Origin of the sequence: Kocuria sp. UBA1838 (assembly GCF_002338785.1) — a bacterium.
GTDB classification, from domain to species: Bacteria; Actinomycetota; Actinomycetes; order Actinomycetales; family Micrococcaceae; genus Kocuria; species Kocuria marina.
In genome coordinates, this window is record NZ_DDIY01000011.1 from 63,972 (window position 1) to 89,381 (window position 25,410).

Below are 25,410 nucleotides of genomic sequence, written 5' to 3' on the forward strand. Positions count from 1 at the left end.
CGAGCCAACCGTCATCACTCGAAGGATGTTGTACCGAGCATGAGTTCACCTGCCACGGACCGCGGTGCGGTCCGCACGGACCAGGATGACACCACCCGTTCCCGGGTGCTCTCGTTGGTGCTCGCCCACGGTCCCATCTCCGCCGCCCAGATCGCCAAGGACCTGGGGTTGACCCCCGCCGCCGTCCGGCGCCATCTGGACGCGCTCGAGGCCGAACAGTTCATCGAGGTCTCCGCCCTGCGCAGCGCGCAATCGGGCGCGGGGCGCCCGGCCCGGCGCTACGTCGTCGCCCCCGGAGGCCACGAACAGCTTGGCCACGACTACCTCGGACTCGCACACCGTGCGCTGGAGACCATGCAGCGCGTGGGCGGTGAGAAGCTCGTGCAAGCGTTCGTCGCCGAGCAGATCGAGCGCATGCGCGAACGCTACCGCCCGCAGGTCGAGGCGGCCGGGCCCGACGTCGACGACCGCCTCAACGCCCTGACCGCGGCCATGAGCCGCGACGGCTTCGTGGCCTCGCACACCACCGTGACCCCGCGGGGACCCAAGGGCGTTACGCTGCGCTCGGCGCAACTGTGCCAGGGCCACTGCCCCATCCAGGACATCGCGAGCGAGTACCCCGAGTTCTGCGAACAGGAAACCGCACTGATCTCCGAACTGTTGGACGTGGACGTCCGCAGGCTGTCCACCATGGCGGCCGGCGCCCACGTCTGCACCACACACGTCCCGCTGCAACTGCGCACTGCGGGTCACTCGAATTCCACCAACCACACAACCGCACGACAGGGAGGGTTGTCATGACCGAGCGCATTGTGCCCGCGGAGACCGCGGGCAACACGTCAGGTGACACCACGATTTCCGAGATCCTGGAGATGAACCCGGAGCTCGAGGGGATCGGTCAGTACCAGTACGGCTGGGCCGACAAGAACGACGCCGGTGCCTCCGCGCGCCGCGGCGTCAACGAAGAAGTGGTCCGGGACATCTCGGCCAAGAAGAGCGAACCGGACTGGATGACCCAGCTGCGGCTCAAGGGTCTGAAGTTCTTCGACCGCAAGCCCATGCCCACGTGGGGTGCGGACCTGTCCGGGATCGACTTCGACAACATCAAGTACTTCGTGCGCTCCACCGAGCAGCAGGCCGGCTCCTGGGAGGAGCTGCCCGATGACATCCGCAACACGTACGAAAGGCTCGGCATCCCCGAGGCGGAGCGCAACCGTCTGGTGGCCGGTGTGGCCGCGCAGTACGAGTCCGAGGTCGTGTACCACCAGATCCGCGAGGACCTGGAGCGCCAGGGCGTGATCTTCATGGACACGGACACCGCGCTGAAGGAGCACCCCGAGTTCTTCGAGGAGTACTTCGGCACCGTGATCCCGGTGGGCGACAACAAGTTCGCCGCACTGAACACGGCCGTGTGGTCCGGCGGGTCGTTCGTGTACGTGCCCAAGGGCGTGCACGTGGACATCCCGCTGCAGGCCTACTTCCGCATCAACACGGAGAACATGGGCCAGTTCGAGCGCACGCTGATCATCGCGGACGAGGACTCCTACGTCCACTACATCGAGGGTTGCACCGCGCCGATCTACAAGACGGACTCGTTGCACTCCGCCGTGGTGGAGATCATCTGCAAGAAGAACGCCCGGGTGCGCTACACGACCATCCAAAACTGGTCGAACAACGTGTACAACCTGGTGACCAAGCGCGCGATCGCCCACGAGGGTGCCACCATGGAATGGGTGGACGGCAACATCGGCTCCAAGGTCACCCAGAAGTACCCCGCGGTCTACATGACCGGTGAGCACGCCCGCGGTGAGACGCTGTCGATCGCGTTCGCGGGTGAGGGCCAGCATCAGGACACCGGCTCCAAGATGGTGCACATCGCCCCGAACACGTCCTCGTCGATCGTGTCCAAGTCCGTGGCCCGTAACGGCGGTCGTTCCGCGTACCGTGGTCTGGTGCAGGTGCGCGAGGGCGCCAAGCACTCCAAGTCCAACGTGGTGTGCGACGCCCTGCTCGTGGACACGATCTCCCGCTCGGACACCTACCCGTACGTGGACATCCGCGAGGACGACGTCACCATGGGTCACGAGGCCACGGTCTCCCGGGTCTCCGAGGAGCAGCTGTTCTACCTCATGCAGCGCGGTCTGCCCGAGGACGAGGCCATGGCCATGATCGTGCGCGGCTTCGTGGAGCCGATCGCCCGCGAGCTGCCCATGGAGTACGCGCTCGAGCTGAACCGTCTCATCGAACTGCAAATGGAAGGATCCGTTGGCTGATATGTCCACCACTGATCAGACCGCTCAGGACACCACCGAACAGGTGAACGGGGTCCCCACCGGTGAGGACCGCGTGGCGATTCCCGGGATGAGCCAGGAGGGCGAGACCCTCCAGGAGGGTCGTAACCAGGCCGGTGAGCCCGAGATCAGGCACACGGAGCACGGTGACATCTCCGGTGTCCCGGATTCCTCGCGCGCGGGTCGTTTCACCTCCTACGACGTCGCGGACTTCCCGCCGCTGAGCACCAAGCTCGAGGACTGGCGATTCACCCCGATCAAGCGCCTGCGCGGACTCGACGACTCCGCCCTGGACGGGCCCGCCCCGGCCGTGTCGGTCTCCGGCGGCGATGGCGTGGAGCTCACCACGGTCTCCCGCGAGGACTCCCGCATCGGCTCGGTGGGCATCCCCGAGGACCGGGTCTCCGCCAACGCGTGGTCCAACTTCCGCGAGGCCACCGTGCTCAGCGTCCCGCGCGACGCGCAGGTCACCGAGCCGGTCATCGTCACGATCACGGGTGAGTCGGCCGAGCCCGCAGCCCAGCACATCGTGATCGAGGCCGGGACGAACTCCCGCGCGCTCGTGGTGCTGCGCCACGTGGGCTCCGCCGTGCTGTCCCAGAACGTGGAGTTCTCGGTCGCGGACGGTGCCAACCTCACGGTCGTCTCGCTCCAGGAATGGGACGACGACTCCGTGCACGCCTCTTCGCAGCAAGCGAGCCTGGGCCGCGACGCGACCTTCAAGCACGTGCTCGTGAGCCTCGGTGGGGACCTCGTGCGGGTCACCCCGTCCACGCGCTTCACCGCTCCCGGTGGTGACGTGGAGATGTACGGTCTCACGTTCGTGGACGACGGCCAGCACCTGGAATCCCGGTTGTTCGTGGACCACTCCGTGCCCCGGTGCCGTTCCCGCGTGACCTACAAGTCCGCGCTGCAGGGCGAGAACGCCCACGGCGTGTGGATCGGCGACGTGCTGATCCGCGCGGAAGCGGAGGGCACGGACACCTACGAGCTCAACCGCAACCTGATCCTCAACGACGGCCCCCGCATGGACTCCGTGCCGAACCTCGAGATCGAGACCGGCCTGATCGCCGGCGCCGGTCACGCCTCGACCACGGGTCAGCTGGACGACGAGCACCTGTACTACCTGATGTCCCGCGGGATCCCTGAGCAGGACGCGCGGCGCCTCGTGGTGCGCGGGTTCCTGTTCGAGATCATCCAGCAGGTGGGCGTCGAGTCCCTCGAGGAACAGCTGCGCGCGTCCCTCGAGGACGAGCTGGCCCGCACCGAGAACTGAGCGCCCGGCCCACGCGCCGCGGCAGTTCCCATCCACGACCTTCCCGCATCCGGCTCGCGAACCGATCGGGTGCGCACGAACACTAGGAGAATTGCTTCATGTCAACTCTGGAGATCAAGGACCTCCACGCGTCCGTCATCCTGGACGACGAGACCACCAAGCCCATCCTCAAGGGCGTGAACCTGACCATCAATTCCGGTGAGGTGCACGCGATCATGGGTCCCAACGGTTCCGGGAAGTCCACGCTCGCCTCCACGATCGCCGGTCACCCCAAGTACCAGGTGGACTCCGGTTCCGTGACCCTGGACGGTCAGGACGTGCTGGAGATGTCCGTGGACGAGCGCGCCCGCGCCGGGCTCTTCCTGGCCATGCAGTACCCCGTGGAGATCCCGGGTGTGACCACCTCCAACTTCCTGCGTTCGGCCAAGACGGCGATCGAGGGCGAGGCCCCGTCCCTGCGCACGTGGACCAAGGACGTGCGCACCGCCATGGACAAGCTGAAGATCGACAGCGACATGTTGCAGCGCAACGTGAACGAGGGCTTCTCCGGTGGCGAGAAGAAGCGTCACGAGATCCTGCAACTCGAGATCCTCAAGCCCAAGATCGCGCTGCTGGACGAGACCGACTCCGGTCTGGACGTGGACGCCCTGAAGATCGTCTCCGAGGGTGTCAACCGCGCCCTGCAGGAGGACAACACGGGCATCATGCTCATCACCCACTACACGCGGATCCTGCGCTACATCAAGCCGCAGTTCGTGCACGTGTTCTCGGACGGGCGCGTGGTGGACCAGGGTGGTCCCGAGCTCGCCGACCAGCTCGAGAACGAGGGCTACGACCGCTACGTGCGGGCCCCCGCCAAGTAAGTCCCCGCACACCACTTCAGAGGAGGTCGCGATGAGCGATTCCACCGAGACCGTCACGGCGGAGACCCCCGGTCCCAATGGCCAGGCGTCGCTTGCCGAGATCACGGATCTGTTGAAGAACGTGATCGACCCCGAGCTGGGTGTCAACATCGTGGACCTGGGGCTGCTCTACGGGCTGGCCTACCAGGATGACGATTCCCTGCGTCTGGACATGACGCTCACCACGGCCGCGTGCCCGCTGCAGGACGTGATCGAGGAACAGGTCGCCCAGAACCTGGCCCCCACCGTGGACGAGTGGCACGTGAACTGGATCTGGATGCCCCCGTGGGGTCCCGAGCGGATCACGGAGGACGGACGCGATCAGATGCGGGCCCTGGGCTTCAACATCTGAGTCGATGCGTGTCGTGAGGGCGCGGGGTGAACCACCCCGCGCCCTCACGCGTACCCGGACCCCTCCCGCATGACTCGGATGCGCAGAGCCCCCGGCAGCCATGTGCTCGGCCCCATCCGAGGGTTCCATGGCGCGGGCGGTGCTACGTTCGGATCCGACGTCCATGTCGGGCCCGCGGCCCACGTCCGGATCGGGAGATGCTCCCTGCAACGCCAACTACCCCAGCTGACCGAATTGAAACCCCTCATGCGCCTCGGCTCCTTCAACCCGGATCGCACCCACGGGGTTCACGCGGTTCATGCATGCGGGGGGTGAGACCGGGGGCGTGCTCACCGCCGACGACGCCCGCCGGGCCCTGAGCGTGGGCGCCGACGTTCTGGTGGTCTCGAACCACGGCGACCGGCACCTGGGCCGGGCCCCGGTGTCCCTGACCGCGCTGGCCGAGGTACGCGACGACGTGGGCCCGGACGTGCCGCCCGGACCCGACACCGGGGCGCCGGCCACCTGTGCTGCCCCGGTGCGGCTCGTCCGGGACGTGCCGCACCGGATGACGATGTGTGAACGGTTACTTCAGGGCCGCAGGACGGTTCAGGTCCGAGGCGGTGAACGTGTTGCACGCGCGGATGTCCCCGGTCTGGTAGCCGGTGAGGAACCACGCCTGGCGCTGCGCCGAGGTGCCGTGGGTGAAGGACTCCGGGTTCGCGCGACCCTGGGTGGTCTCCTGGATCCGGTCGTCACCGATCGCCCCGGCCGCCTCGATCGCGTCGGCGAGCTGCGTGCGCGTGATCGGTTCCAACTGGACGGCCCCGCCGGGCTCGGTCGCGTGATGCGCCCACATCCCCGCATAGCAATCGGCCTGCAGCTCGGTGCGCACGGCGGCCGACGTCGCGCCGTGCGGGTCCTGCTGCGCCCGGCCCAGGGTGCCCTGCAGGTTCTGCACGTGGTGCCCCACCTCGTGCGCCATGACGTACTCCTGGGCCAGGGCGTCGGCGTCCGCGCCGAACTGGCTGCGCATCTGGTCGAAGAAGCCGGTGTCCAGGTAGACCGTGGAATCCGGCGGGCAGTAGAACGGGCCGGTCGCGGAGGAGGCCTGGCCGCAGGACGTGGAATCGGTCCCGCGGAACAGTTCCACCTGCGGCAAGGAGTACTTCTTGCCCGTGGCCTCGGGGAAGTACCCTCCCCAGAACTGGTCCAGGGACTGGACCGTGGCCACCATGCGGCACTCGGTGTCCCGGTTGGCGTCCTCGCCCGTTCGGCAGCGGTCCGCGAGCCCGGAGTCCACCTGTTGCGTGCTCTGGGTGTCGTCCTGATTGCCGCCAGTGAGCGCATCGATGCCGTCCTGGCCGAAGAACAGTCCCGCGAGCAGCAGCAGGACGGCGCCGCCCAGCCCGCCTCCCACAGCGATCCCGCGGCCACCGCCGCCCGAACCCACGCGGCCGCCGTTGAGCTGGGAGTTGTCATTGAAACTCATGGGGGAAGCATAGGGCCCCACCGGGGCAACCGCGCGGTACGGGACCGTGGCGCCGCGTCGTGGCGCGTCGGACGGCCTCCGCGTCGCGTGCGCGGGGGCTCACTCGAGTCCGCGCGCGGCGAGCGCCTCCCCGGTGCGGTGCGCGTAGTCCACGGTCGCGATCACGGCCGGTGTCACGAGCTGCACTGGGGACGGGCGCACGGTGCGTGCCGCGGCGGCGTCGCGCAGCCCGGAGAGCACGCCGAACAACCAGGGCACCGAACGGATCATGAGTGAGACCGCGAGCCCCACCCGCTCGGGGTCCACACCCAGCCGGCGCAGCGGTGCGCACAGGGTGACCAGGCCGTCGATGAGTCGGGGCAGCGGTGTGGTGGTGATGAGCAACCGGGTGATCCCCACGACGGCCAGCAGGGAGAGCACGACGTCCGCCGCGCGGGCCGGACCGTTGGCCACGAGGTGGTAGAGACTCAGCACGCCCACGAGGAGCAGGAGTGGGCGCAGGGAGCGGGCCCACCGCCGTAACCCCAAACCACAGGCCGCGGACACCACCGCGCTGAGCGCGAATGCCGCGAGGGACACCGGCCACGCGCGCACGGCCATGATCGCCACGCACGCGCCGAGCAGCACCACGGTCTTGAGCCACAGGGGACTGCGATGCAGGATCGAGGTCCCGGGGACGTACGTGCCCAGCAGGTCGTCGGCGCGCGACCTCCTCACGCAGTCTCCCCGGGGAAACCGTGCGCGCACCACGCGCGGTACCGGGGGAGCACGAGCTCGGGCGGACCCTGATCGAGGATCCGCGCCTCGTGGACCACGACCACGTGCTCGGCGCTCTCGGCGAGGTCGAGGTCGTGCGTGCTCACAAGTTGCTGCTGGGGTAATCCGTCCAGCAGCTCTCGCAGCTTGAGGCGATTGCGCAGGTCCAGCAACGTGGTGGGTTCGTCCAGGATGAGCACCCGGGGTTCCACGGCGAGCACGGCGGCCAGCGCCACGAGCTGGCGTTCCCCGCCGGAGAGGTCGAACACGCTGTGGTGTGCGCGGTGCTCAAGCCCCATGCGGCGCAGCCAAGACAGGGCCTGCTCAGCGCGTTGCACCCGGTCCGGGACGCGACGCCGCAGGGACAGTTCGATGTCCTCGAGCGGTGTGGGCATCAGGATCTGGGAGGCCGGATCGGTGAACACGAACCCCACGAGCGAGCGGGCCTCCCGGGGGAAGGCCACGGGGTCCACGCTGCCCGTGCGCACCACGCCCGAGGTTGGTGTCACGAGCCCGTTGAACAGCCGCAGCAGCGTGGACTTGCCGGAGCCGTTGAGCCCGACCACCGCGGTGCGCGGCGCGGTGAACTCACACGTGACCCGGTCCAGGACGGTCACGGGACCCGCGGGTCCCTCCGCCGTGACGGTGACGTCCGCGCAGTACAGGGGCTCGGAGGAGCCCGGTCGTAGTGCGGGCTGCACTCAGAGGACCGCCCCGGCCATCCGGGGGAAGGCACGGTGCACGGCCACCGCGATCAGGGCCGCCACGAGTGCCTTAACCAGGTCACCGGGGACGAACGCGAGATCGGTGAGCAGCGCCGCCCGAAGGGACAATCCCGCGGTGAGCATCATGCCCACGATGCCCATGACGTGGGAGAGCACGAGGCCAGCGAGCGCCGCACCGAAGAGTGTGATCACCAGCCCGCCACGGCGTTCGGGGGCCGCGGAGGTGGAGCCCGCGCGGCGTCGTACGCGTTCGGCGCGCACGCTGCGGTGGGCGAGTGCACCCACGAGGGCGGCGGCGAACGGGAAGGAGAGCAGATAGCCCACGCTGGGCCCGCCCAGGACGGCCGGTCCGCCCACGAAGCCCGCGAACACCGGGACGCCGAGCAGACCCACGATCACGTACAGCGCCAGGGCGGCGAAGCCGCGGCGGCTCCCGAGGATCATGCCGGTCAGGTACACCCCGAGGGTCTGCAGTGTGATGGGCACCCCGAGCGCACCCACGGGGATGGCGGGAGCGAGCGCGAGCACGCACGTCAGTGCGGCGAACACGGCGATGTTGGCCAGGTCGAATGAGGTCACGGTGCGGGTGTCGCGCGCGGGTGCTGTCATGGTCCGCAGTCTAGTGGAGCCCGGTGGTGTGGGCCCTCGGCACCCGCCCACCCTCGCTCGCCCGACCGCTCCTGCTCATCCGGCGGGTCACATGGCCCGTGCACCTCACGGGACGACGCCGCATGGGTCGCGGGTGCCCCGCGCGCCGGCCGCGCCCGCTCGTCGAGTGGATTTGCGACCGCGAGTAGACTGGTGCAGGACCCCGCAGCCACGGGGTTTCTGTCTGTCCCGGGCGCCTCCATCCAGCGCGATCCACGAAGCGCCGCACGCCGAGCACGGTGTGCGGCGTCGTCCCGGGAGCACTCGCTCGACCGCCCCACGAAAGGCCCTGCACCGTTGATCACCGTCACGAACCTCGAACTGCGCGCCGGCGCGCGATTGCTCATGGACGAGGTGAACTTCCGGGTGGACAAGGGCGACAAGGTGGGCCTGGTCGGGCGCAATGGGGCTGGCAAGACCACCATGACCAAGGTGCTCGCGGGGCTCACGCTCCCCGCCGCGGGTGAGGTCACGCGGTCGGGATCGATCGGGTACCTGCCGCAGGACCCCAAGGTCGATGACATGGACCAGCTGGCCCGGGACCGCATCCTGTCCGCGCGTAACCTCGCCGGTGTGATCACCAAGCTGCGCCGCGCGGAGGAGGAGATGGCCTCCGAGGACGACGCCGTGCGGGCCAAGGCCATGCGCCGCTACGACCGCCTTGAGTCGGAGTTCCTGGCCGGCGGCGGCTACGCCGCGGAGTCCGAGGCCGCGACCATCACGAGCAACCTCAACCTGCCCCAGCGCGTGCTTGACCAGCCCCTGCACACGCTCTCCGGTGGGCAGCGTCGCCGTGTGGAGCTCGCCCGGATCCTGTTCTCGGACGCGGACACCATGCTCCTCGACGAGCCCACCAACCACCTGGACCACGACTCGATCGTGTGGCTGCGCGAGTTCCTGCGTTCCTACCAGGGCGGGGTCCTCATGATCTCCCACGACGTGGACCTCATGGAAATGGTCGTGAACAAGGTGTTGTACCTGGACGCCAACCGCTGCGTGGTGGATGTGTACAACATGACGTGGAAGAACTACCTCCAGCAGCGCGACCAGGACCAGGCCCGCCGCAAGCGTGAACGCGCCAACGCGGAGAAGAAGGCCGGGGTGCTCATGGACCAGGCCAACAAGATGCGCGCCAAGGCCACCAAGGCCGTGGCCGCCCAGCAGATGATCCGCCGAGCCGAACGGCTCATGGCCGGGATCGAGGGTGAACGCGTGCAGGACAAGGTCGCGGCCATCCGCTTCCCCAAGCCCGCCGATTGCGGCAAGACCCCGCTCATGGCCAAGGGCCTATCCAAGTCCTACGGCTCACTCGAGATTTTCACCGATGTGGACCTCGCGATCGACCGCGGTTCCCGCGTGGTCGTGCTCGGGCTCAACGGCGCGGGCAAGACCACGCTGCTTCGCATGCTCGCGGGCCAGGCGGACCCGGACACCGGCGAGGTGGTCGCGGGTCACGGCCTGAAACTCGGCTACTTCGCGCAGGAACACGACACCCTGGACACCGAGCGCACCGTCCTCGAGAACATGAAGAGCGCCGCACCGGACCTGCAGGACACCCAGGTGCGCACGATCCTCGGCTCGTTCCTGTTCCAGGGCGACGACGTGGACAAGCCCGCCGGGGTGCTCTCCGGCGGCGAGAAGACGCGACTCGCACTCGCGACGCTCGTAGCGTCGTCGGCGAACGTGCTGCTGCTGGACGAGCCCACCAACAACCTGGACCCCGCGTCCCGGCGGGAGATCCTCAACGCGCTGCACAGTTACGAGGGCGCCGTGGTCCTGGTCTCCCACGACGAGGGCGCCGTGGAGGCGCTCGAACCCGAGCGCGTGGTCATGCTCCCCGACGGCGTGGAGGACCTCTGGAGCCAGGACTACCAGGACCTCATCACCCTCGCGTAGCACGGGCGTCCTGCCGCGGCCGCCGGAGGACCAACGGGCCTGGCGCGCCGCGGGACTCTTCGCGGCGCGTACGGTGCGGGGACGTACGCCGCTCCCGCACCCGGCGCAGCGGGGCTCAGTTCTCGAACAGTACGACCTGGCGCACTGCCCGGCCCTCCGCGAGGGCGTCGAGACCCTCGTTGATCTGCTCGAAACCGATCCGCTGGGAGATCAGCTCCTCGATGGGTAGCTTCCCCTCCCGCCACAGTCCCAGGTACACGGGGATATCCCGCGCGGGGACCGCCGAACCCAGGTAGGAACCCACGATCGTGCGCGCCTGCGCGGTGAGCCCCAGCGGGGAGATCGTGGACCGGGCGTCCGGCGAGGGCAACCCCACCGTCACCATGATGCCCCCGGGCGAGGTCGCCGCTACCGCCGTCTCGAACGCGCGGGGGTGGCCCGCGGCCTCGATCACCACGGCCGCCGTCACCCCCTGCTCGGCGAGCTCCTCGGGGGAGTACACCGCGCTTGCTCCGAGTTCGACGGCGCGCGCGAGCTTCTCCGGGTTCGCGTCCACCCCGATCACCGGGCCCTTCTCGAGCGAGACCGCGGTCAGCAGCGCAGCCATGCCCACGCCGCCCAGACCCACGATGAGCACCGTGTCACCGTCGTCTGGACGGCCCGCATTGATCACGGCGCCGCCGCCCGTGAGCACCGCGCAGCCCACCACGGCGGCGATCTCCGGGGGCACGTCCTTGTCCACGGGCACCACCGATTGGCGGTTGACCACCGCGTGGGTCGCGAAACCCGAAACCCCCAGGTGGTGGAACAGCTCCTCCTCACCGCGGTGCAATCGGCGCTCACCACCGGGCAACAGCCCGGCGTCGTTACTGCGGGAACCGGGACCGCACGGCAGCTTCCCGTCCGTGGCGCATTGGTCGCACTCCTCGCAACGGGGCAGGAACACGGTCGTGACCTGGTCACCCACGGCGATGTCCGTGACACCCTCACCCACCGCCTCCACGATCCCGGAGGCCTCGTGTCCCAGCACCATGGGCGTGGGACGCACCCGGTTGCCGTCCACCACGGACAGGTCCGAGTGACACAGTCCCGCCGCCCGGACCTGGATCAGCAGCTCGCCCGGACCGGGGTCCGCGAGCTCCACCTCCTGGAGGCGCAACGGATGGGACTCGGCGTACGGGCGCGGCAGCCCGATCTCCTCGAGCACGGCGGCGGTGATCTTCACGGCGACTCCTTCATCACGGGTGACCCGTCCGACAAGGCAACGTCCGCTCGGGCGGACCGCCCGCCGGGACGGCTCCCTCGGGTGCCGTAAGCGGGCGCGGGTCTGCGTCTCAGTGTCGCCTGTCGGCCTCGAGGGCGTCCAGTAGGGCATCCTCCTCGTCTTCGTTGCTCACGCCGGTGGAGGCCCGACGGCGCTTGGGTCGGTACAGCGACTTCAGATGCGCGGGCATGTCGTCGGCCATCTGCAACTGACGGATGATCAGCGACTCGTCCATCTCCCCGATGTAGTTGCCCTCGGCGTCGTAGTACTGCGCCAACCGGCGTTCCACCTCCGCGGCGTACGCGCGATCCCACTCGAGGTTCTTCACGTGCTGGCGGGCCGAGTACCCGTAGGCCACGAACACCAGCACCGCGAACGCGTACCACTGCAGCGAGTAGGACAGGTGCGGACCGTACTCGATGGCCGGTCGTTCACCGGCCTGCGGGGTCACGCTCGAGGGCGGGTCCTCGGAGACCAGTTCTCCGTACCCGCCCGTGGCCAGCGCGCCACCCCAGCGTTCGGCGAACGCGGGCAGGTCGATCGAGGCTGACTGACCCTCGGGTGCCCCGCGGTCCACGGTGCCCTCGGTGGGGCGCAGCCGGGCGGTCACGGTCACGGTCCCGGACCGGGGAGGGGGCACCGCGGACGGCATCCCGTTCGCGGAGTCGTCCGTGGGGATCCAGCCGCGGTCGATCGCGATCACGGGTCCCTCCACGGTGCGGAACGGGACCAGGACGTCGTAGCCCACGCGCCCGTCGTGCGGACGGTTGCGGATCAGCACGGTCTCCTCGGGCACGTACGTGCCGCGCAGTTCCACGGGATGCCAGGTCTGCGAGTCGTCGTAGTCCTGGAACAGGGGGATGCCGCGGGCGGAGTCATAGGCCGGGGCGTCGTAGTTCTTGCTGATCTTGGCGTTCTCCGCGACCAGGTGGTCGTTGCGGGACATCTGCCAGTGGGCCAGGTAGAGGCACAGCGCCGCAGCTACGCAGCACAGCGCGAACCAGCCGAGCCACGTGGGGGTGCCCAGGAACTTGTACTTGCGCATCAAGGCGTGCGCCCCGATTCCTCGGGTCGGACGACGCCGCCGTCCCCGACCTCGGCGCGGCCGTCACCCGCGCCGGGCTCGTGCGGGATGTCCTGGCTCGCAGCGGCGTCGGGCGTTGCGTCCTCGGGGGCCTCGAACGGTGTGATGGTCTTGAGGAAGCCACGCTGGCCCAGGAAGTCGGCCAGGTGCTCCCGGTGCTCGTCGCACGCGAGCCACGCCTTGCGGCGCTCGGGGGTGTGCACGCGGGGGTTGTTCCACAGCAGGGTCCACTGCGCGGGACGCGAACAGCCCCGGCGAGAGCACACGGCCTCGGGTGCCGCCGCGCGGGGGCGGGGTGCGGCGTCGTCGGGCGCGGGGCGTTGCGGGTCCAGAGAGCCGAGCAGATCGAATCCCACGGTGAAGAAATCCTCCCAGAAATCGTGCGGTGCGGTGGGCGCGGGGGCGGGCCCGCTTCAGTTGCGGCGCGTGACCGCGCGGGGCGGGGGCAGTTCGCGCTGCGGGGGCGGGGCGGTGTACTCCCCGTCCACGACCACGGTCTCCGGATCCGGTGCCCGCTCCTGCGACTCGGCGCTCGTGGGCAACTCGGTGCGCGTGGGCGGGCGATACGCGGAACCCGAGCGTTCGGAGCGGTCCGCGCCGCGGTTGGCCATCATGACCGCGAGCCACGGCAGGATCGCAGCGCCCAGCACGAGCAGGATCCGCGCGATCAGGTTGTCGATCAGCACCACTCCGATGATGCACACCACGCGCAGCGCCATCTGGAAGGAATAGACCTTCATGCGGTGTGCCATGTCGGTGGTGTGCGGATCCGCCGCCGAGGTGATCGAATGAACCTCGGTGGAACCATGCGACTGCGGCTGGGAACGTGAGATGGGAACCGGTCCTTCGGCGAACGATCTGGGGGTGTACCCGCGGGGCGACACTGCCACGGCTGACTGTGAGCGTTCTGAGCATTATCTCACCGTTGTGTGTGGCGCCCAAGCGGGGAATGTCCGCCGGTCAGAGGCCGGTTAGGATGCTGTGAAGTCTTGATACGAGGGTGGGCTTCCCCGCCGCGCCCGCCCCTCCACGGAAGGTTCCATCATGTCTGACCAGTCCTCCGCCGCTCGCACCGTGCTCGTCACCGGAGGCAATCGAGGTATCGGCCGCGCGATCGCGGAACGGTTCATCGCCGCCGGGGACAACGTGGTGGTCACCTCGCGCTCCGGTGGGGACGGGCCCAACGGCGCGTACACCGTGCAGGCGGACGTCACCGACACCGCCTCCGTGAACGCGGCCTTCCGGGAGATCGAGGGGAAGTTCGGTCCCGTGGAGGTACTCGTGGCGAACGCCGGGGTCACCAAGGACACCCTGTTGGTGCGCATGAAGGAAGCCGATTTCCAGGACGTGATCGACACCAACCTCACCGGCGCGTTCCGGGTGGTGCAGCGCGCGACCAAGGGGTTCATGCGACTGAAGCACGGCCGGATCATCTTCATCTCGTCCGTGGTGGGGTACACGGGCGCGCCGGGTCAGGTGAACTACGCGTCCTCCAAGGCCGGCCTGGTCGGCATGGCCCGCGCCATCACCCGCGAACTCGGTTCCCGCGGGATCACCGCCAACGTGGTGGCCCCCGGCTACATCGACACCGCCATGACCCACGAGCTCTCCGACGAGGTCAAGGACAACTACCTCTCCATGATCCCGGCCCAGCGTTTCGGGCACGTGGAAGAGGTCGCCGGAGCGGTGGAATACCTTGCCTCCGACGCCGCGGCCTACGTCTCCGGCGCTATCATCCCCGTAGACGGCGGGTTGGGCCTGGGGCACTGATACCGCCGATTCCCGCACCCGCACCCCTCGAAGGAGAAACCGCATGAGTTCAGTGGCAGGCAAGACCGTGGTCATCACCGGATCCTCGCGAGGCGTGGGCGCGGACACCGCCAAGATCCTCGCCGGTGAGGGCGCCAACGTGGTGGTCAACTACCGTCAGAAGGCCCCCCGGGCCAACAAGGTGGTCAAGGAGATCACGGAGGCCGGCGGCCACGCGATCGCCGTGCAGGCGGACATCACGGACGCCGAGTCTCGCGCGGGTCTGTTCCGTGCCGCCGTGGACGAGTTCGGTGGCGTGGACGTGCTGATCCTCAACGCCTCCGGGGGCATGGAGACCGAGATGGGTGAGGACTACGCCCTGCGGTTGAACCGTGACGCCCAGAACGACACCCTGACCGAGGCCCTGCGGACGCTTCCCCAGGGTGGCCGCGTGGTGTTCGTCACGAGCCACCAGGCACACTTCATCAACGACGTGGAGACGATGCCCGAGTACGAGGCCGTGGCCAAGTCCAAGCGCGCCGGGGAAGACACCCTGACGGCTCGCGTGCCCGAGCTGCAGGACAAGGGCATCGGCTTCGTGGTGGTCTCTGCGGACATGATCGAGGGCACCGTCACGGCCACGCTGCTCAACCGGGCCCGCCCGGGAGCACTCGATGAGCGCCGCGAGGCCGCCGGGAAGCTCTACACCGTCCATGAGTTCGCCCAGGAGATCGCCGCGATGGTCACTGCGGACGTTCCCACCGGTCACGTGGAACTCGTGGGTGGCGCGGAGGACTTCCTGGCGCAGGCAGGTCGGTAGCACCCGCACCGGGCCGTGCTCCCGAGGAGTGCACGGTCCGGCCCCGGTCGAGTTCGAACGGACCGCGCAACTGTGGTAGGTTTCTTGTCGTTGCCACGGGCCGAGAAGGTTTCCGGGAGATCGGAAACGCCGCGGTTCGGACACCTGCGCGGGTGGCGGAATAGGCAGACGCGCTAGCTTGAGGTGCTAGTCCTCGTATTAGAGGGTGGGGGTTCAAGTCCCCCCTCGCGCACACGATTCGGGAAGCCCCCAATCCGGAGACATGAGTTCCGGATCGGGGGTTTTTCGCATGCCCGCCCGAACGCCCGGGGCGGGATGCGCTAAGTACATCTGAGGCCCGAAACCACACCAGATCAGCCGTGGAGCCTGCCGTATCGGGGCGCAGATGTATGTGGGCCGGGGCGGACCCGGTCAGGCGTCGGCGGTGCCCTCCGCCGGCTAGTGCCCTCTGCGGTTCTGCGCGGCCACCGAGCGCCAGCGGCGAAACGCGATGATCGTTGCCACGACACTCACCAGGCACGCCACACCGAACACGATCAGGTGTGCCCACGTGGGATCCGTGGCCAGCGCCCCCAGCCCCACGAGGGCCACCTGTCCGGGGATCACGGTCAGGGCACTCGCGGAGAGGAACACGCTCTGGGGGATTCCCAACGCACCGCATCCGTAATTGACCGGCCAATAGGGGATCCCGGGGGCCAATCGCAGCGTGGCCACAGCCTCGAAGCCCGCCCCGGTGAGGTAGTTCTCCACGGTGTCCGCGTGCTTGCCCATGATCTTGCGGGTCGTCTGCTTCCCGAGTCCCCGCGCGAGCCAATAGCCACCCCAGCCGCCGATCAGCGCGGCCACGACGGAGAACACGCTGCCCAGGGTCGCACCGAAGAGCACGCCGGCCGTGACCGCCATGATCGTCACGGGGATCGGGGTCATCGCCACGATCGCGTAGATGAGGATGAACACGAGCCAGCCGGCCCAGCCGTAGCCCTCAATCGTGGCCTCGAGTTCGGCCTGGCTCGGCAGGTGCACGGTGAACGCGAGCCACACCATGAGCACGAGCACCAGGATCAGTGCGGCGTTACGGGCCCACGTGACCCAGCTGCTCATCGAGTCGCCGTCGTCCGGGCCGGAGGATGCGCTCGACGCCTCCCCGGCCGAGGAGTCGTCCGGGGAGGGTTCGGGCTGGAAACGGGTGGCCACGGGCACCCACTGTACGACCAGCATCCACGGGCGGGCGTTTGTGGCCCCCGATGACCGCGAAGGTGACGGGTGTAACCCCTACGATGGGAGCAGCTGCCCGCAGCGCAGCGTCATCGGAGTCGGCCCCGCGGGGGCACGACCAGTGACCACCCCCGCGCCGAGACCTCACAGGTGAGACATGCCCAGTAGCCCCACCCGCCCCGTCCCCGAGCACGCGGAGGACACCAAGAGCGCCGGACCGGACGCGGGCGGAAAGCGGCCGGGGTGGGTGCGCCGGCTGATCCCCGTGGTGCTCGTGCTTGCGTGGCTGGGGGTCATGGGCGTGGGCGGACCCACGTTCGGCAAGCTCTCGGACGTGGTGTCCAACTCGCAGACGGACTTCCTGCCCGTGGACTCGCAGGCCACACAGGTACAGGACCGGCTCGGGGAGTTCCAGGATTCGGACGGTGTGCCGGCCATCGTGGTCATGGAGTCCGAGAACGAGATCACGCCGCGGCAACTACGCGCGATCGGGACGAACGCGCAGGCCCTGGGTGAGATCCAGGACGTCCTGGAGGTCTCCCCGCCCATCCCGAGCGAGGACGGCAAGGCCGTGGAGATCATCGCCCTGGTGAGCTCGGAGGCGGACACCGGCACCGTGGTCGAACACCTGCGCGAGCGACTGGCCGAGGACACCCCCGAGGGACTGTCGGTGGCCGTGACCGGTCCGGCGGGACTCGTGGCGGACCTCTCGGCGGCGTTCGCGGGTATCGACGGGCTGCTGCTGATCGTGGCCCTCGTGGCGGTGCTCGTGATCCTGGTGATCGTCTACCGCTCGCCGCTGTTGCCGTTCCTAGTGTTGCTCACGAGCGTGGGCGCGCTGTGCGGGGCGATCATCACCGTCTACTTCCTGGCCCAGCAGGGCTGGATCGATCTCAGCGGGCAGACGCAGGGGATCATGTCGATCGTGGTGATCGGTGCGGCCACCGACTACGGGCTGCTCTACACCGCGCGGTTCCGCGAGGCCCTGCACCACACGCCGTCGCGCTGGACCGCGACCCGTATGGCCTGGAAGGGCACCGTGCCCGCCGTGCTGGCGTCCGGGACCACGGTCATCGCGGGTCTGTTGTGCCTGCTGTTCTCCGCCCTGACCTCCAACCGCGGCGTGGGCCCGGCCACCGCCATGGGCGTGGTCTTCGCGATCCTCGCCGGTCTCACGCTGTTGCCGGCGCTGCTCGCCCTGTTCGGTCGGGTGGCCCTGTGGCCCAAGATGCCGCGCGTGGACGAGAACCCCGAGACCCACGAGCAGGCCATGAACCCCTACGACCACAAGGGGCTGTGGCCCTCCGTGGCGCGCCTCGTGGACCGGAGGTCGCGCGCGGTATGGCTCGCGTGCGCCGTCGTGCTGGGCGCCGCCGCCGTGGGCGCGAGCCAGCTCGACGCGGACGGCGTCCCGCAGTCCGAATTCGTGCTGGGGGAGTCCGAGGCCCGCGACGGTCTGGCGGTCATCGAGCGTCACTTCCCGGGCGGCGCGGGGGATCCCGTGTACGTCCTGGCCCCGCAGGAGGACGCCCAGGCGGTTGCCGAGCGGTTGTCCCAGGACGACGACGTCGCGTCCGTCGCGTTCACCGCCCAGGACTCCCCGAACGGGACCCTGCCGTATCCCACGCCGCAGGGCGGACCCCTGGCGAACGCGGAACCCACCGTGAGCAACGGGGACGTGCTGATCCAGGCGACCCTCACCTACGCGTCCGACTCCGAGGAGGCCCAGGCCACGGTCACCCGCTTACGCGACGATCTCGCCGGGATCACCCCCGACGCGAAGATCGGCGGGACCACCGCCGTGCAGGTGGACACGATCGCCGCGTCCGAACGTGACCGCGCGCTGATCATCCCCATCATCCTGGCGGTGATCCTGCTCATCCTCATGGTGTTGCTGCGCAGCATCCTGATGCCCGTGCTGTTGATCGCCACCACCGTGCTGTCCTTCTTCTCCGCGCTCGGCGTGGCCACCCTGGTGTTCCACCTCATGGACATCAACCAGGCAGACCCCACCGTGCCACTGTTCAGCTTCGTGTTCCTCGTGGCGCTGGGGATCGACTACAACATCTTCCTCATGAGCCGCGTGCGCGAGGAAGTCGTCACCGCGGGCCACCGCAAGGGCGTGCTGGCCGGACTCATCACCACCGGCGGGGTCATCACCTCCGCGGGCATCGTGCTGGCCGCGACGTTCGCCGCGCTGGCCGTGCTGCCCATCCTGTTCCTGGTGCAGCTGGCCATCATCGTGACGATCGGCGTGCTCATGGACACGATCATCGTGCGCTCGCTGCTGGTGCCCGCCCTGGCCCTGGACATCGGCCCCCGCTCGTGGTGGCCCTCGCGCGTGGGCACCCCCGGGAAGCACCGCGCCCTGCCGACGACGCCGCGCTGAGCCTTCCTAACGCCGCACGGCTTACGTGCCCGCGGCCCGGGAACGGGCCGAGCGGCGTCGTGCCGGTGCCTTCTTTGTGCGCGCTTCCGCGGGGCCGATAAACTGCGACCATGTCCCAGAACTGTGCTGTCGTCGCCCTGGCCGTGTCCCCGGAGGACGGTGCCACCGAAGCCGTCCTCGACGCCGTGGAACGTGCCGGTGCCGTGGTCGAGACGCACAACTGGGTGCGGGTCACGGGGACCGCGTCGGACGGGCAGGCTGCGGACGTGGAGGGCTACAACGCCCTGACCGTGCGCGTGCAGACCGAGGACCCGCAGCAGTTGCGCCGCGCCTTGCAACCGGACCCGCAGCGGCAGTTGCTGCCGGGGATCGACCTCAACGTGGTGCCGCACACCTGGTTCGACCAGTCCCGCAAGAAGCTCGTGGTGCTGGACGTGGATTCCACACTCATCCGCCAGGAGGTCATCGAACTGCTCGCCGCCCACGTGGGCCGCGAGGCGGAGGTCGCCGCGGTCACGGAACGCGCGATGCGCGGTGAGATCGACTTCGCGGCGTCCCTGCGCGAGCGCGTGGCCGTCCTGGAGGGACTGCCCGCCTCGGCGATCGACGACGTCGCTGCCGCCGTACGGCTCTCACCCGGAGCCAAGGTGCTCGTGCAGACCCTGCTGCGCGAGGGACACGCGGTGGCCGCGGTCTCGGGCGGCTTCAGCCAGGTGCTGGACCCGCTCGCGGCGCACCTGGAACTCACCCGCGCGGCCGCTAACGAGCTCGAGGTCCAGGACGGCGTGCTCACGGGACGCGTGGCCGGGCGCATCGTGGACCGCGCCATGAAGGCGGAGGTCATGGGGCAATGGGCCCAGGAATTGGGCGTGGCACCGGAGGACGTCATGGCCGTGGGGGACGGCGCCAACGACATCGACATGGCCCGCGCAGCCGGGCTGTCCGTGGCGTACCGGGCCAAGCCCGCGCTGCGGGAGGTCGCGGACACCCAGGTGAGCATCCCCAACCTGGACGCCCTGCGCTTCTTCCTGGATCTGTGACCGAGCCGGGCTGCCACGGAGCGCCGGACCGCGAACCGGCGCGCGCGGGGCATTAGAGTTGCCGTCATGAGTTCAGTGCTTGATCTGGTGGACGTCACGGTGGTCCGCGGCGAGAAGACCCTGTTGGACGGCGTGAACTGGACCGTGCGGGACGGGGAACGGTGGGTCATCCTGGGCCCCAACGGCGCGGGTAAGTCCACGCTGTTGTCGATCGCCGCCGCCCGGTTGCACCCCACGCGCGGCATGGTGGACATCCTTGACGAGATCCTCGGCGCGGTGGACGTCTTCGAGCTGCGCCCGCGGATCGGTGTGAGCTCCGCACCCCTGGCCGGTCAGATCCCGCATGCGGAGACCGTGGCCAACGTGGTGCTCACCGCGGCCTACGGCGTCACGGGGCGCTGGCGCGAGGAGTACGACGACGCCGACGTCCAGCGCAGTGAGGAACTGCTCGAGGCCTGGGGCTTGGGGGCCCTGCGCGAGCGCACGTACGGCACCTTGTCCGAGGGCGAGCGAAAGCGTGTTCTGATCGCCCGCGCCCTGATGACCGACCCCGAACTGTTGTTGCTCGACGAACCCGCCGCCGGTCTGGATGTGGGCGGGCGCGAGAAGCTCGTGCAGCGCCTCGATGAACTCGCCCGGGACGAGGCCGCCCCGGCCACGGTCATGGTGACCCACCACCTCGAGGAGGTCCCGGACGGGTTCACCCACGCGCTGTTGCTGCGTGAGGGTGCCATCGTGGCAGCCGGTCCGGTGGCGCAGGTGATGACGCAGAAGAATCTCTCCCACACCTTCGACATGCCCCTCAAGCTCGTGCGCGTGGCCGATCGTTACGCGGCGTTCGCCCGCTGATCCGCCTCCATGCTGACACTGTCCTCAGCCATGGTCCCCACGGAGTTCTTCGGTTCCGGCGGGACCGTGGGCTTCGAGTGGTGGCAGGTGCTGCTGATCCTCGTGGCCGGGTTATGGGCCGGGACGATCAACACCATCGTGGGGTCCGGCACGCTCGTGACGTTCCCGGTGCTCGTGACCATGGGGGTTCCCCCGGTCACGGCGTCCATGTCCAACGCCATGGGGCTGATCGCCGGTAACCTCACCGGCGCGTGGAGCTACCGCAGTGAACTGCGTGGGCTGACCCGCACGCTGTTGAAACTGCTGCCGTGCTCGATCCTGGGCGGTGTGATCGGCGCTTCCCTGCTGCTGCACCTGCCCGAGGAAGTCTTCGGTGTGGCCGCGCCCGTGCTGATCGTGGTCGCGCTGCTATTCGTGGTGTTCCAACCCACGCTCCAGGCCAAGGTCCGCGAGCGCAAGGAACGTCAGGCCCGGGACGCCGCGGCCGGCGGCCTGGATGCCCCGCAGGCGGGGGAGGCGGCCACGGGCACCGAGGCCGTGGACCGGTCCCCGCAGCCCCTGATGTTGTACGTGCTCGTGTTCTTCGCGGGCATCTACGGCGGGTACTTCGTGGCCGCGCAGGGCGTGTTGCTCGTGGGCATCCTGGGTGTGTTCCTGCTGGCCCCGCTGCAATCGGCGAACGCGGTCAAGAACGCCCTGGTCGCGGCGGTGAACATCGTGGCGGCGGTGTCCTACGTGCTGCTCGCATTCGACCGGATCAACTGGTGGGTCGTGGTGTTCATCGCCCTGAGCTCCACTCTGGGGTCGTGGCTGGGCGCCAAGATCGGTAAGCGGCTGTCCCCGGTGGCGCTGCGCGCCGTGATCGTGGTCCTCGGTCTCGTGGCGCTGATCAACATGGTTTCCCAGTTGTTCTGACCCTTCCTCGTCCCCCCTCCTGTCGTCCGACGGGTCCCGTTCTTCCGAAACCCAGTCCGTTCAAAGCCTTGTTCCTCCGATTCCCAGGATGTCCGTGAGCACTCCCGCGCCCCTGTCCGAACGCATCGTCCCGCTGACCGACCCCGCGGACCCGCGCGTGGCCGACTACACGAGCCTCACGGACGTGGCCCTGCGGCGTCGGCTGGAACCCGAGCGCGGGCTCTACCTCGCGGAATCGTCCAAGGTGCTGCGGAGAGCGCTCGACGCCGGCCACCGGCCGCGCTCGTTCTTCATGGCCGAGAAGTGGGTTGAGGGGCTGCGCGACGTGCTCGAACGCTACGACGTGCCCGTGTACGTGGGCTCCGACGAGGTGCTCGAGCGGATCACCGGGTTCCACCTGCATCGCGGCGCGATCGCGGCCATGCAGCGCCCCGAGCCCCTCGAGCTCACCGAGGTCCTCGCACGGTCACGGCGCGTGGCGATCCTCGAGGACATCGTGGACCACACCAACGTGGGCGCGATCTTCCGTTCCGCCGCGGCCCTGGACGTCGACGCCGTTCTGGTCACCCCGCGCTGCGCCGACCCGCTCTACCGCCGGGCCGCGCGGGTGTCCATGGGAACCGTGTTCCAGGTCCCGTGGGTGCGCCTGGAGCACTGGACCGCGGATCTGCAGCAGGTCAAGGATGCAGGGTTCCTCACGGCGGCCCTCGCCCTGTCCGACGACGCCGTCACGGTGGACGAGCTCGCGGCCGAGCACCCGGAGAAGTTGGCGTTGATCCTCGGGACCGAGGGCCAGGGGCTGAGCGCGGCCACGCTGCATCACGCCGAGCGGCACGTGATCATCCCCATGAGCCACGGCGTGGACTCGCTCAACGTGGCCGCGGCGAGCGCGGTGGCGTTCTGGGAGACCCGCCCGCGAGGGTGACCGCCGCGATTTCGTCCGGGTGCCATCCTGGCCCATCTTGCTGCCCCGCACCGCATGTCCACCCATGAACTTCCAGGCACCCTAAGGCCACCCACGAGTTTCTGGGCACCCCGAGGCCATTCGCGGGGGTCTTTCGTGGCCTCGGAGTGCCTAGGAGTTGCCCAGGTGGCCTCGGAGTGCCTCGGAGTTGCTGGACGGCGCGGTGGTAGCTGGGAGCTGCGCGAGGCGCAGAGGTGGCAGTGCGCCGTCGGCGGATACGGGCTGGGAATGACCGCAGGGCGGTTCCCGGGAAGGGAACCGCCCTGCGGCGTTGTAGATGTCCCTCACGAGGGAGGGGCGACCGGGGGAGGGGTCAGCGGGTGGTCCACACGCCGCGGTGGGGGGTCCAGTGGGCGGTCACGCCGTTGGAGAAGCGCTGGAGCACCTCGCCGCCGCTGCGGTACTCATCCGTGACGGGCCAACCCCATCCGCGTTCGAAGCCCGCGCGCTTCCACGCGCCACCGATCCCGCCGGTCTCCTTCACGGCATGAGGGCCCGTGGCGGGGGTCCACAGCACCTTGGTGAGCGAGGACCCGTTGCGGAAGAGCTGGTAGGCGCCGCCGGGGACCCGGCGCTCGTCCGAGCTGGGGTACCCGTAACCGCGCTCGCGGCCGGCGGCGATGAACCTGGAACCGATGGCCGTGGGGTTCTCCACCACGTAGGCGCCCGTGGAGCGGCTCCAGTAAATGGTGGTCTTGCGTCCGTTCTTCACGAACTCTTGGTAGCGACCACCGTTGGCGGCGTTGGCCTCGTTCATCACGGGGTTGCCCCACTTGGCGGCGCCACCGGTGGCACGCCACTTGGAACCGATCCCACCCGCGGCGGTGTAGGACGCCTGGACGGTGGTGCGAGGCGTGACGGCGCGCACGGCGGCGGCGGGGTCCAGGTTGAGCGAACCCAGCGGGCCGCTCGCGGTGGAGGTCAGCAGCTGCTCGATCCGCGCAGGGGTGAGCCCGGGGTCCCGCTGCTTCATGAGCGCCACGGTGCCGGAGACCAGCGGGGTGGCCATCGAGGTCCCGTAGAGGTTGCCGTAAGTAGGAGCACCCGGGACCGTGGTGCCGGAGTTGAACGTGGAGAGCATGGGGTTGGCGACGGTCCCGCCCGGGGCCAGGATGTCCACGACCGCGCCGGTGTTGGAGTAGCCGGCGGTGTAGCCCGTGGTGTCCGAGGCGCCCACCACGATGGTGTTCGCGCAGTTGGCGGGGGCCGTGCCACCGGCGTTGACCGAGCTGTTGCCTGCGGCCACGACCACGGGGACCTTACGGCTGACCGCGGTGTTGATCGCGTTCTGCATCGTGGTGCCGCACTGGCCCGGGTAGTTCAGGGACAGGTTGATCACGGACGCGGGATTGCGGTTGGCCGGCTGTCCGGCCACGGGAGCACCCGCGGACCACGAGATGCCGTCCGCGATGTCCGAGACCCACCCGTTGGTGCACTTGCCGAGCACGCGCACGGGGAGGATCTTGGCGCCGGGTGCCGCGCCGCTGATCCCCGCACCGTTGTGGGTCACACCGGCGGCGAGACCGGCCACGTGGGTCCCGTGCCACGAGGAGTTGCGGGCTCTCGCGGAGCACTCGCCGGGAGCACTCCAGTCGCCCTCGTCGCGGGGGTTGGCGTCACGCAGGTCGTAGTCACGGGAGAGGTTCGTGTCGTTGATGAAGTCCCGTCCGGGCACCACCTTGGAGCCCAAGTCCCCGTGCGGGGTGATCCCGGTGTCCAGCACGGCGATGGTCTGTCCGTTGCCGCGGGACATGTCCCACGCGGCGGGGAAGTTCACGCCGCCCTGCTGGGGGAGCAGGCTCCACTGGAACTGGGTATAGGTGTCGTTGGGCACCCAGGACGCGGAGGCGAGCCGGTCTGCTTCCGCGTATTCGACGGCGGGATTGGCCTCGATCTCGCGCACGAGGTCCTTCTGCTCGGACTCGTCCAACTCGCGGTCTAGTTTGATGACGTCCGCTCGCGTGGTGGTCTGCTTGACGTGTTCCTCGACCTCGGGGGTCTTGGTGTCACCCAGTGCCTGCTGGGCGGCGGTGTCTACGACCTTCTCTTTGGCGGCCTCCGGGGCCGCCGTGTCGCGGAACTTCACGATCACGCGATCGGATTCGGTGGGCGGATCGGAGGGCACCGTGGCGGCGGGGGCATCCGGGCCGGCGGCCGGGTTGGTGGGTGCGGCCACGGCGGGTTGTGCGGTCAGTGCCAATGCGGCGGTGACGGCGAGAGGCAGGACCGCGCGGCGCACCAGGGCGCCCATGGAACCAACCGACGGAGGAGTGGTGGCGGGGGGCAGGGGGGAGTGCAGGTGTGTAGAACTCATAGGTGGGGGAGACCTTTCGGTGGTCCCGGCACGAAAGAGGGGGGGGAGCACCGGAACCTGGGGGGATAGAGCCTCGACCATCCTAGGGGAGAGATCACATTTTGATGACGATTGCATGTTTCATGTCCCCATGTGCCCGCACACGACAACGCCCGGCCCACCGAAGGGTGGACCGGGCGTCAGGGGGAGAAGTCGGACTTACTTGCCGGACTTCCCGAAGTTCGCGAACCGCTGGTTGAAGCGCTCCACACGGCCGGCGGAGTCCATGATGCGCTGCTTGCCGGTGTAGAACGGGTGCGACTCGGAGGAGATCTCCACCTCGATGATGGGGTACTCGTTGCCGTCCTCCCACGTCTCCGTCTTGGAGGAGGTGGCGGTGGAACGGGTCAGCACGACCTTGCCGGACGCGAGATCGCGGAACAGGACCGGGTGATAATCCGGGTGAATGTCAGCCTTCATGGTGTCAACCTTCTGTAGGTGCCTGGATTTT

At 69.1% G+C, this 25,410-nt stretch carries 24 protein-coding genes, 1 tRNA gene and 1 pseudogene; 15 read left to right on the forward strand and 11 right to left on the reverse strand.

Annotation, left to right across the window (positions count from 1 at the left end; translation table 11 throughout):
• Nucleotides 1-39: 39 nt before the first annotated feature.
• From B3I25_RS05700 to B3I25_RS05725, 6 genes and pseudogenes are all read left to right on the forward strand, one after another.
• Nucleotides 40-801, forward strand: coding sequence for a helix-turn-helix transcriptional regulator (locus B3I25_RS05700; RefSeq protein ID WP_064845268.1), 762 nt, complete (start codon nucleotides 40-42; stop codon nucleotides 799-801).
• The gene (gene sufB, locus B3I25_RS05705) at nucleotides 798-2,273 is read left to right on the forward strand and encodes a Fe-S cluster assembly protein SufB (RefSeq protein ID WP_064845266.1); all 1,476 of its coding nucleotides are present in this window, start codon (nucleotides 798-800) and stop codon (nucleotides 2,271-2,273) included. The genes B3I25_RS05700 and sufB overlap by 4 nt, the downstream gene beginning before the upstream one ends.
• A 1-nt stretch (nucleotide 2,274) precedes the next feature.
• Nucleotides 2,275-3,567: a Fe-S cluster assembly protein SufD gene (gene sufD / locus B3I25_RS05710; RefSeq protein WP_064845265.1), complete on the forward strand. Its 1,293-nt coding sequence runs from the start codon at nucleotides 2,275-2,277 to the stop codon at nucleotides 3,565-3,567.
• A gap of 98 nt (nucleotides 3,568-3,665) precedes the next feature.
• Nucleotides 3,666-4,430, forward strand: a complete 765-nt coding sequence (gene sufC, locus B3I25_RS05715) for a Fe-S cluster assembly ATPase SufC (RefSeq protein ID WP_206399204.1) — start codon at nucleotides 3,666-3,668, stop codon at nucleotides 4,428-4,430.
• Nucleotides 4,431-4,461: 31 nt separating this feature from the next.
• Nucleotides 4,462-4,821 (forward strand): metal-sulfur cluster assembly factor, encoded by a 360-nt coding sequence (locus tag B3I25_RS05720; protein WP_035962032.1) that lies wholly within the window; start codon nucleotides 4,462-4,464, stop codon nucleotides 4,819-4,821.
• Nucleotides 4,822-5,119: 298 nt separating this feature from the next.
• A pseudogene (locus tag B3I25_RS05725) lies at nucleotides 5,120-5,284 on the forward strand (alpha-hydroxy-acid oxidizing protein); the annotation flags it as partial.
• Between the two features lie 102 nt (nucleotides 5,285-5,386).
• Here the strand turns inward: B3I25_RS05725 and B3I25_RS05730 are convergent.
• The 4 genes from B3I25_RS05730 to B3I25_RS05745 form a co-directional block, all read right to left on the reverse strand.
• Nucleotides 5,387-6,292, reverse strand: a complete 906-nt coding sequence (locus B3I25_RS05730; protein WP_144996633.1) for a KPN_02809 family neutral zinc metallopeptidase — start codon at nucleotides 6,290-6,292, stop codon at nucleotides 5,387-5,389.
• 99 nt (nucleotides 6,293-6,391) lie between these two features.
• Entirely contained in the window at nucleotides 6,392-7,009 is a 618-nt protein-coding gene (locus B3I25_RS05735) for an energy-coupling factor transporter transmembrane component T family protein (protein ID WP_167318468.1), read from the reverse strand.
• Nucleotides 7,006-7,749, reverse strand: coding sequence for an energy-coupling factor ABC transporter ATP-binding protein (locus B3I25_RS05740; protein WP_286738217.1), 744 nt, complete (start codon nucleotides 7,747-7,749; stop codon nucleotides 7,006-7,008). Before B3I25_RS05740 ends, B3I25_RS05735 begins: the two co-directional genes overlap by 4 nt.
• The gene (locus B3I25_RS05745) at nucleotides 7,750-8,382 is read right to left on the reverse strand and encodes a biotin transporter BioY (RefSeq protein WP_035962026.1); all 633 of its coding nucleotides are present in this window, start codon (nucleotides 8,380-8,382) and stop codon (nucleotides 7,750-7,752) included.
• A 336-nt stretch (nucleotides 8,383-8,718) separates the two neighbouring features.
• Between B3I25_RS05745 and B3I25_RS05750 the strand changes: the two genes are divergently transcribed.
• The gene (locus B3I25_RS05750) at nucleotides 8,719-10,317 is read left to right on the forward strand and encodes an ABC-F family ATP-binding cassette domain-containing protein (protein ID WP_098053392.1); all 1,599 of its coding nucleotides are present in this window, start codon (nucleotides 8,719-8,721) and stop codon (nucleotides 10,315-10,317) included.
• 115 nt (nucleotides 10,318-10,432) lie between these two features.
• Here the strand turns inward: B3I25_RS05750 and B3I25_RS05755 are convergent, their stop codons facing one another.
• The 4 genes from B3I25_RS05755 to B3I25_RS05770 form a co-directional block, all read right to left on the reverse strand.
• Nucleotides 10,433-11,542, reverse strand: coding sequence for an alcohol dehydrogenase catalytic domain-containing protein (locus B3I25_RS05755; RefSeq protein WP_286738221.1), 1,110 nt, complete (start codon nucleotides 11,540-11,542; stop codon nucleotides 10,433-10,435).
• Between the two features lie 109 nt (nucleotides 11,543-11,651).
• Nucleotides 11,652-12,626: an SURF1 family protein gene (locus tag B3I25_RS05760; protein WP_286738271.1), complete on the reverse strand. Its 975-nt coding sequence runs from the start codon at nucleotides 12,624-12,626 to the stop codon at nucleotides 11,652-11,654.
• Nucleotides 12,626-13,021 (reverse strand): hypothetical protein, encoded by a 396-nt coding sequence (locus B3I25_RS05765; RefSeq protein WP_239318668.1) that lies wholly within the window; start codon nucleotides 13,019-13,021, stop codon nucleotides 12,626-12,628. The genes B3I25_RS05760 and B3I25_RS05765 overlap by 1 nt, the downstream gene beginning before the upstream one ends.
• 57 nt (nucleotides 13,022-13,078) lie before the next feature.
• Entirely contained in the window at nucleotides 13,079-13,555 is a 477-nt protein-coding gene (locus tag B3I25_RS05770; protein ID WP_338121564.1) for a DUF3099 domain-containing protein, read from the reverse strand.
• 154 nt (nucleotides 13,556-13,709) lie between these two features.
• Between B3I25_RS05770 and fabG the strand changes: the two genes are divergently transcribed.
• The 3 genes from fabG to B3I25_RS05785 all read left to right on the forward strand — a co-directional run bounded on the left by fabG (nucleotide 13,710) and on the right by B3I25_RS05785 (nucleotide 15,466).
• Nucleotides 13,710-14,435, forward strand: a complete 726-nt coding sequence (fabG, locus tag B3I25_RS05775) for a 3-oxoacyl-ACP reductase FabG (protein WP_286738223.1) — start codon at nucleotides 13,710-13,712, stop codon at nucleotides 14,433-14,435.
• 43 nt (nucleotides 14,436-14,478) lie between these two features.
• Nucleotides 14,479-15,234: an SDR family oxidoreductase gene (locus tag B3I25_RS05780; protein ID WP_098053397.1), complete on the forward strand. Its 756-nt coding sequence runs from the start codon at nucleotides 14,479-14,481 to the stop codon at nucleotides 15,232-15,234.
• 146 nt (nucleotides 15,235-15,380) lie between these two features.
• A tRNA-Leu gene (locus tag B3I25_RS05785) sits at nucleotides 15,381-15,466 on the forward strand.
• 206 nt (nucleotides 15,467-15,672) lie between these two features.
• On the opposite strand, the gene B3I25_RS05790 is transcribed toward B3I25_RS05785, so the two are convergent.
• Nucleotides 15,673-16,428, reverse strand: a complete 756-nt coding sequence (locus B3I25_RS05790; RefSeq protein ID WP_286738226.1) for a TVP38/TMEM64 family protein — start codon at nucleotides 16,426-16,428, stop codon at nucleotides 15,673-15,675.
• Nucleotides 16,429-16,606: 178 nt separating this feature from the next.
• On the opposite strand from B3I25_RS05790, the gene B3I25_RS05795 reads away from it, so the two are divergent.
• From B3I25_RS05795 to B3I25_RS05815, 5 genes are all read left to right on the forward strand, one after another.
• Nucleotides 16,607-18,838, forward strand: a complete 2,232-nt coding sequence (locus tag B3I25_RS05795; protein ID WP_286738228.1) for an MMPL family transporter — start codon at nucleotides 16,607-16,609, stop codon at nucleotides 18,836-18,838.
• Between the two features lie 110 nt (nucleotides 18,839-18,948).
• Nucleotides 18,949-19,878 carry a phosphoserine phosphatase SerB gene (serB, locus tag B3I25_RS05800; RefSeq protein WP_193519513.1) on the forward strand — a complete coding sequence of 310 codons (930 nt, stop codon included), beginning with the start codon at nucleotides 18,949-18,951 and terminating at the stop codon, nucleotides 19,876-19,878.
• 66 nt (nucleotides 19,879-19,944) lie between these two features.
• A complete protein-coding gene (locus B3I25_RS05805; RefSeq protein ID WP_131332912.1) occupies nucleotides 19,945-20,727 on the forward strand; it encodes an ABC transporter ATP-binding protein in 783 nt (260 codons plus the stop codon).
• A 30-nt stretch (nucleotides 20,728-20,757) separates the two neighbouring features.
• Nucleotides 20,758-21,642 carry a sulfite exporter TauE/SafE family protein gene (locus B3I25_RS05810; protein ID WP_286738232.1) on the forward strand — a complete coding sequence of 295 codons (885 nt, stop codon included), beginning with the start codon at nucleotides 20,758-20,760 and terminating at the stop codon, nucleotides 21,640-21,642.
• A gap of 94 nt (nucleotides 21,643-21,736) precedes the next feature.
• Complete coding sequence (locus tag B3I25_RS05815) at nucleotides 21,737-22,567, forward strand: TrmH family RNA methyltransferase (RefSeq protein WP_286738234.1); 831 nt, start codon at nucleotides 21,737-21,739, stop codon at nucleotides 22,565-22,567.
• A gap of 352 nt (nucleotides 22,568-22,919) precedes the next feature.
• Here the strand turns inward: B3I25_RS05815 and B3I25_RS05820 are convergent, their stop codons facing one another.
• Nucleotides 22,920-24,920 carry a S8 family serine peptidase gene (locus B3I25_RS05820; protein ID WP_286738236.1) on the reverse strand — a complete coding sequence of 667 codons (2,001 nt, stop codon included), beginning with the start codon at nucleotides 24,918-24,920 and terminating at the stop codon, nucleotides 22,920-22,922.
• A gap of 198 nt (nucleotides 24,921-25,118) precedes the next feature.
• Complete coding sequence (locus B3I25_RS05825; RefSeq protein ID WP_035962003.1) at nucleotides 25,119-25,379, reverse strand: type B 50S ribosomal protein L31; 261 nt, start codon at nucleotides 25,377-25,379, stop codon at nucleotides 25,119-25,121.
• Between the last annotated feature and the right edge of the window lie 31 nt (nucleotides 25,380-25,410).

Coding starts and splice junctions, on each gene's coding strand:
- B3I25_RS05700 (WP_064845268.1), top strand. CDS start 40: ATGAGTTCACCTGCCACGGACCGCGGTGCGGTCCGCACGGACCAGGAT.
- sufB (WP_064845266.1), top strand. CDS start 798: ATGACCGAGCGCATTGTGCCCGCGGAGACCGCGGGCAACACGTCAGGT.
- sufD (WP_064845265.1), top strand. CDS start 2,275: ATGTCCACCACTGATCAGACCGCTCAGGACACCACCGAACAGGTGAAC.
- sufC (WP_206399204.1), top strand. CDS start 3,666: ATGTCAACTCTGGAGATCAAGGACCTCCACGCGTCCGTCATCCTGGAC.
- B3I25_RS05720 (WP_035962032.1), top strand. CDS start 4,462: ATGAGCGATTCCACCGAGACCGTCACGGCGGAGACCCCCGGTCCCAAT.
- B3I25_RS05730 (WP_144996633.1), bottom strand. CDS start 6,292: ATGAGTTTCAATGACAACTCCCAGCTCAACGGCGGCCGCGTGGGTTCG.
- B3I25_RS05745 (WP_035962026.1), bottom strand. CDS start 8,382: ATGACAGCACCCGCGCGCGACACCCGCACCGTGACCTCATTCGACCTG.
- B3I25_RS05760 (WP_286738271.1), bottom strand. CDS start 12,626: ATGCGCAAGTACAAGTTCCTGGGCACCCCCACGTGGCTCGGCTGGTTC.
- fabG (WP_286738223.1), top strand. CDS start 13,710: ATGTCTGACCAGTCCTCCGCCGCTCGCACCGTGCTCGTCACCGGAGGC.
- B3I25_RS05780 (WP_098053397.1), top strand. CDS start 14,479: ATGAGTTCAGTGGCAGGCAAGACCGTGGTCATCACCGGATCCTCGCGA.
- B3I25_RS05795 (WP_286738228.1), top strand. CDS start 16,607: ATGCCCAGTAGCCCCACCCGCCCCGTCCCCGAGCACGCGGAGGACACC.
- serB (WP_193519513.1), top strand. CDS start 18,949: ATGTCCCAGAACTGTGCTGTCGTCGCCCTGGCCGTGTCCCCGGAGGAC.
- B3I25_RS05805 (WP_131332912.1), top strand. CDS start 19,945: ATGAGTTCAGTGCTTGATCTGGTGGACGTCACGGTGGTCCGCGGCGAG.
- B3I25_RS05810 (WP_286738232.1), top strand. CDS start 20,758: ATGGTCCCCACGGAGTTCTTCGGTTCCGGCGGGACCGTGGGCTTCGAG.
- B3I25_RS05820 (WP_286738236.1), bottom strand. CDS start 24,920: ATGAGTTCTACACACCTGCACTCCCCCCTGCCCCCCGCCACCACTCCT.
- B3I25_RS05825 (WP_035962003.1), bottom strand. CDS start 25,379: ATGAAGGCTGACATTCACCCGGATTATCACCCGGTCCTGTTCCGCGAT.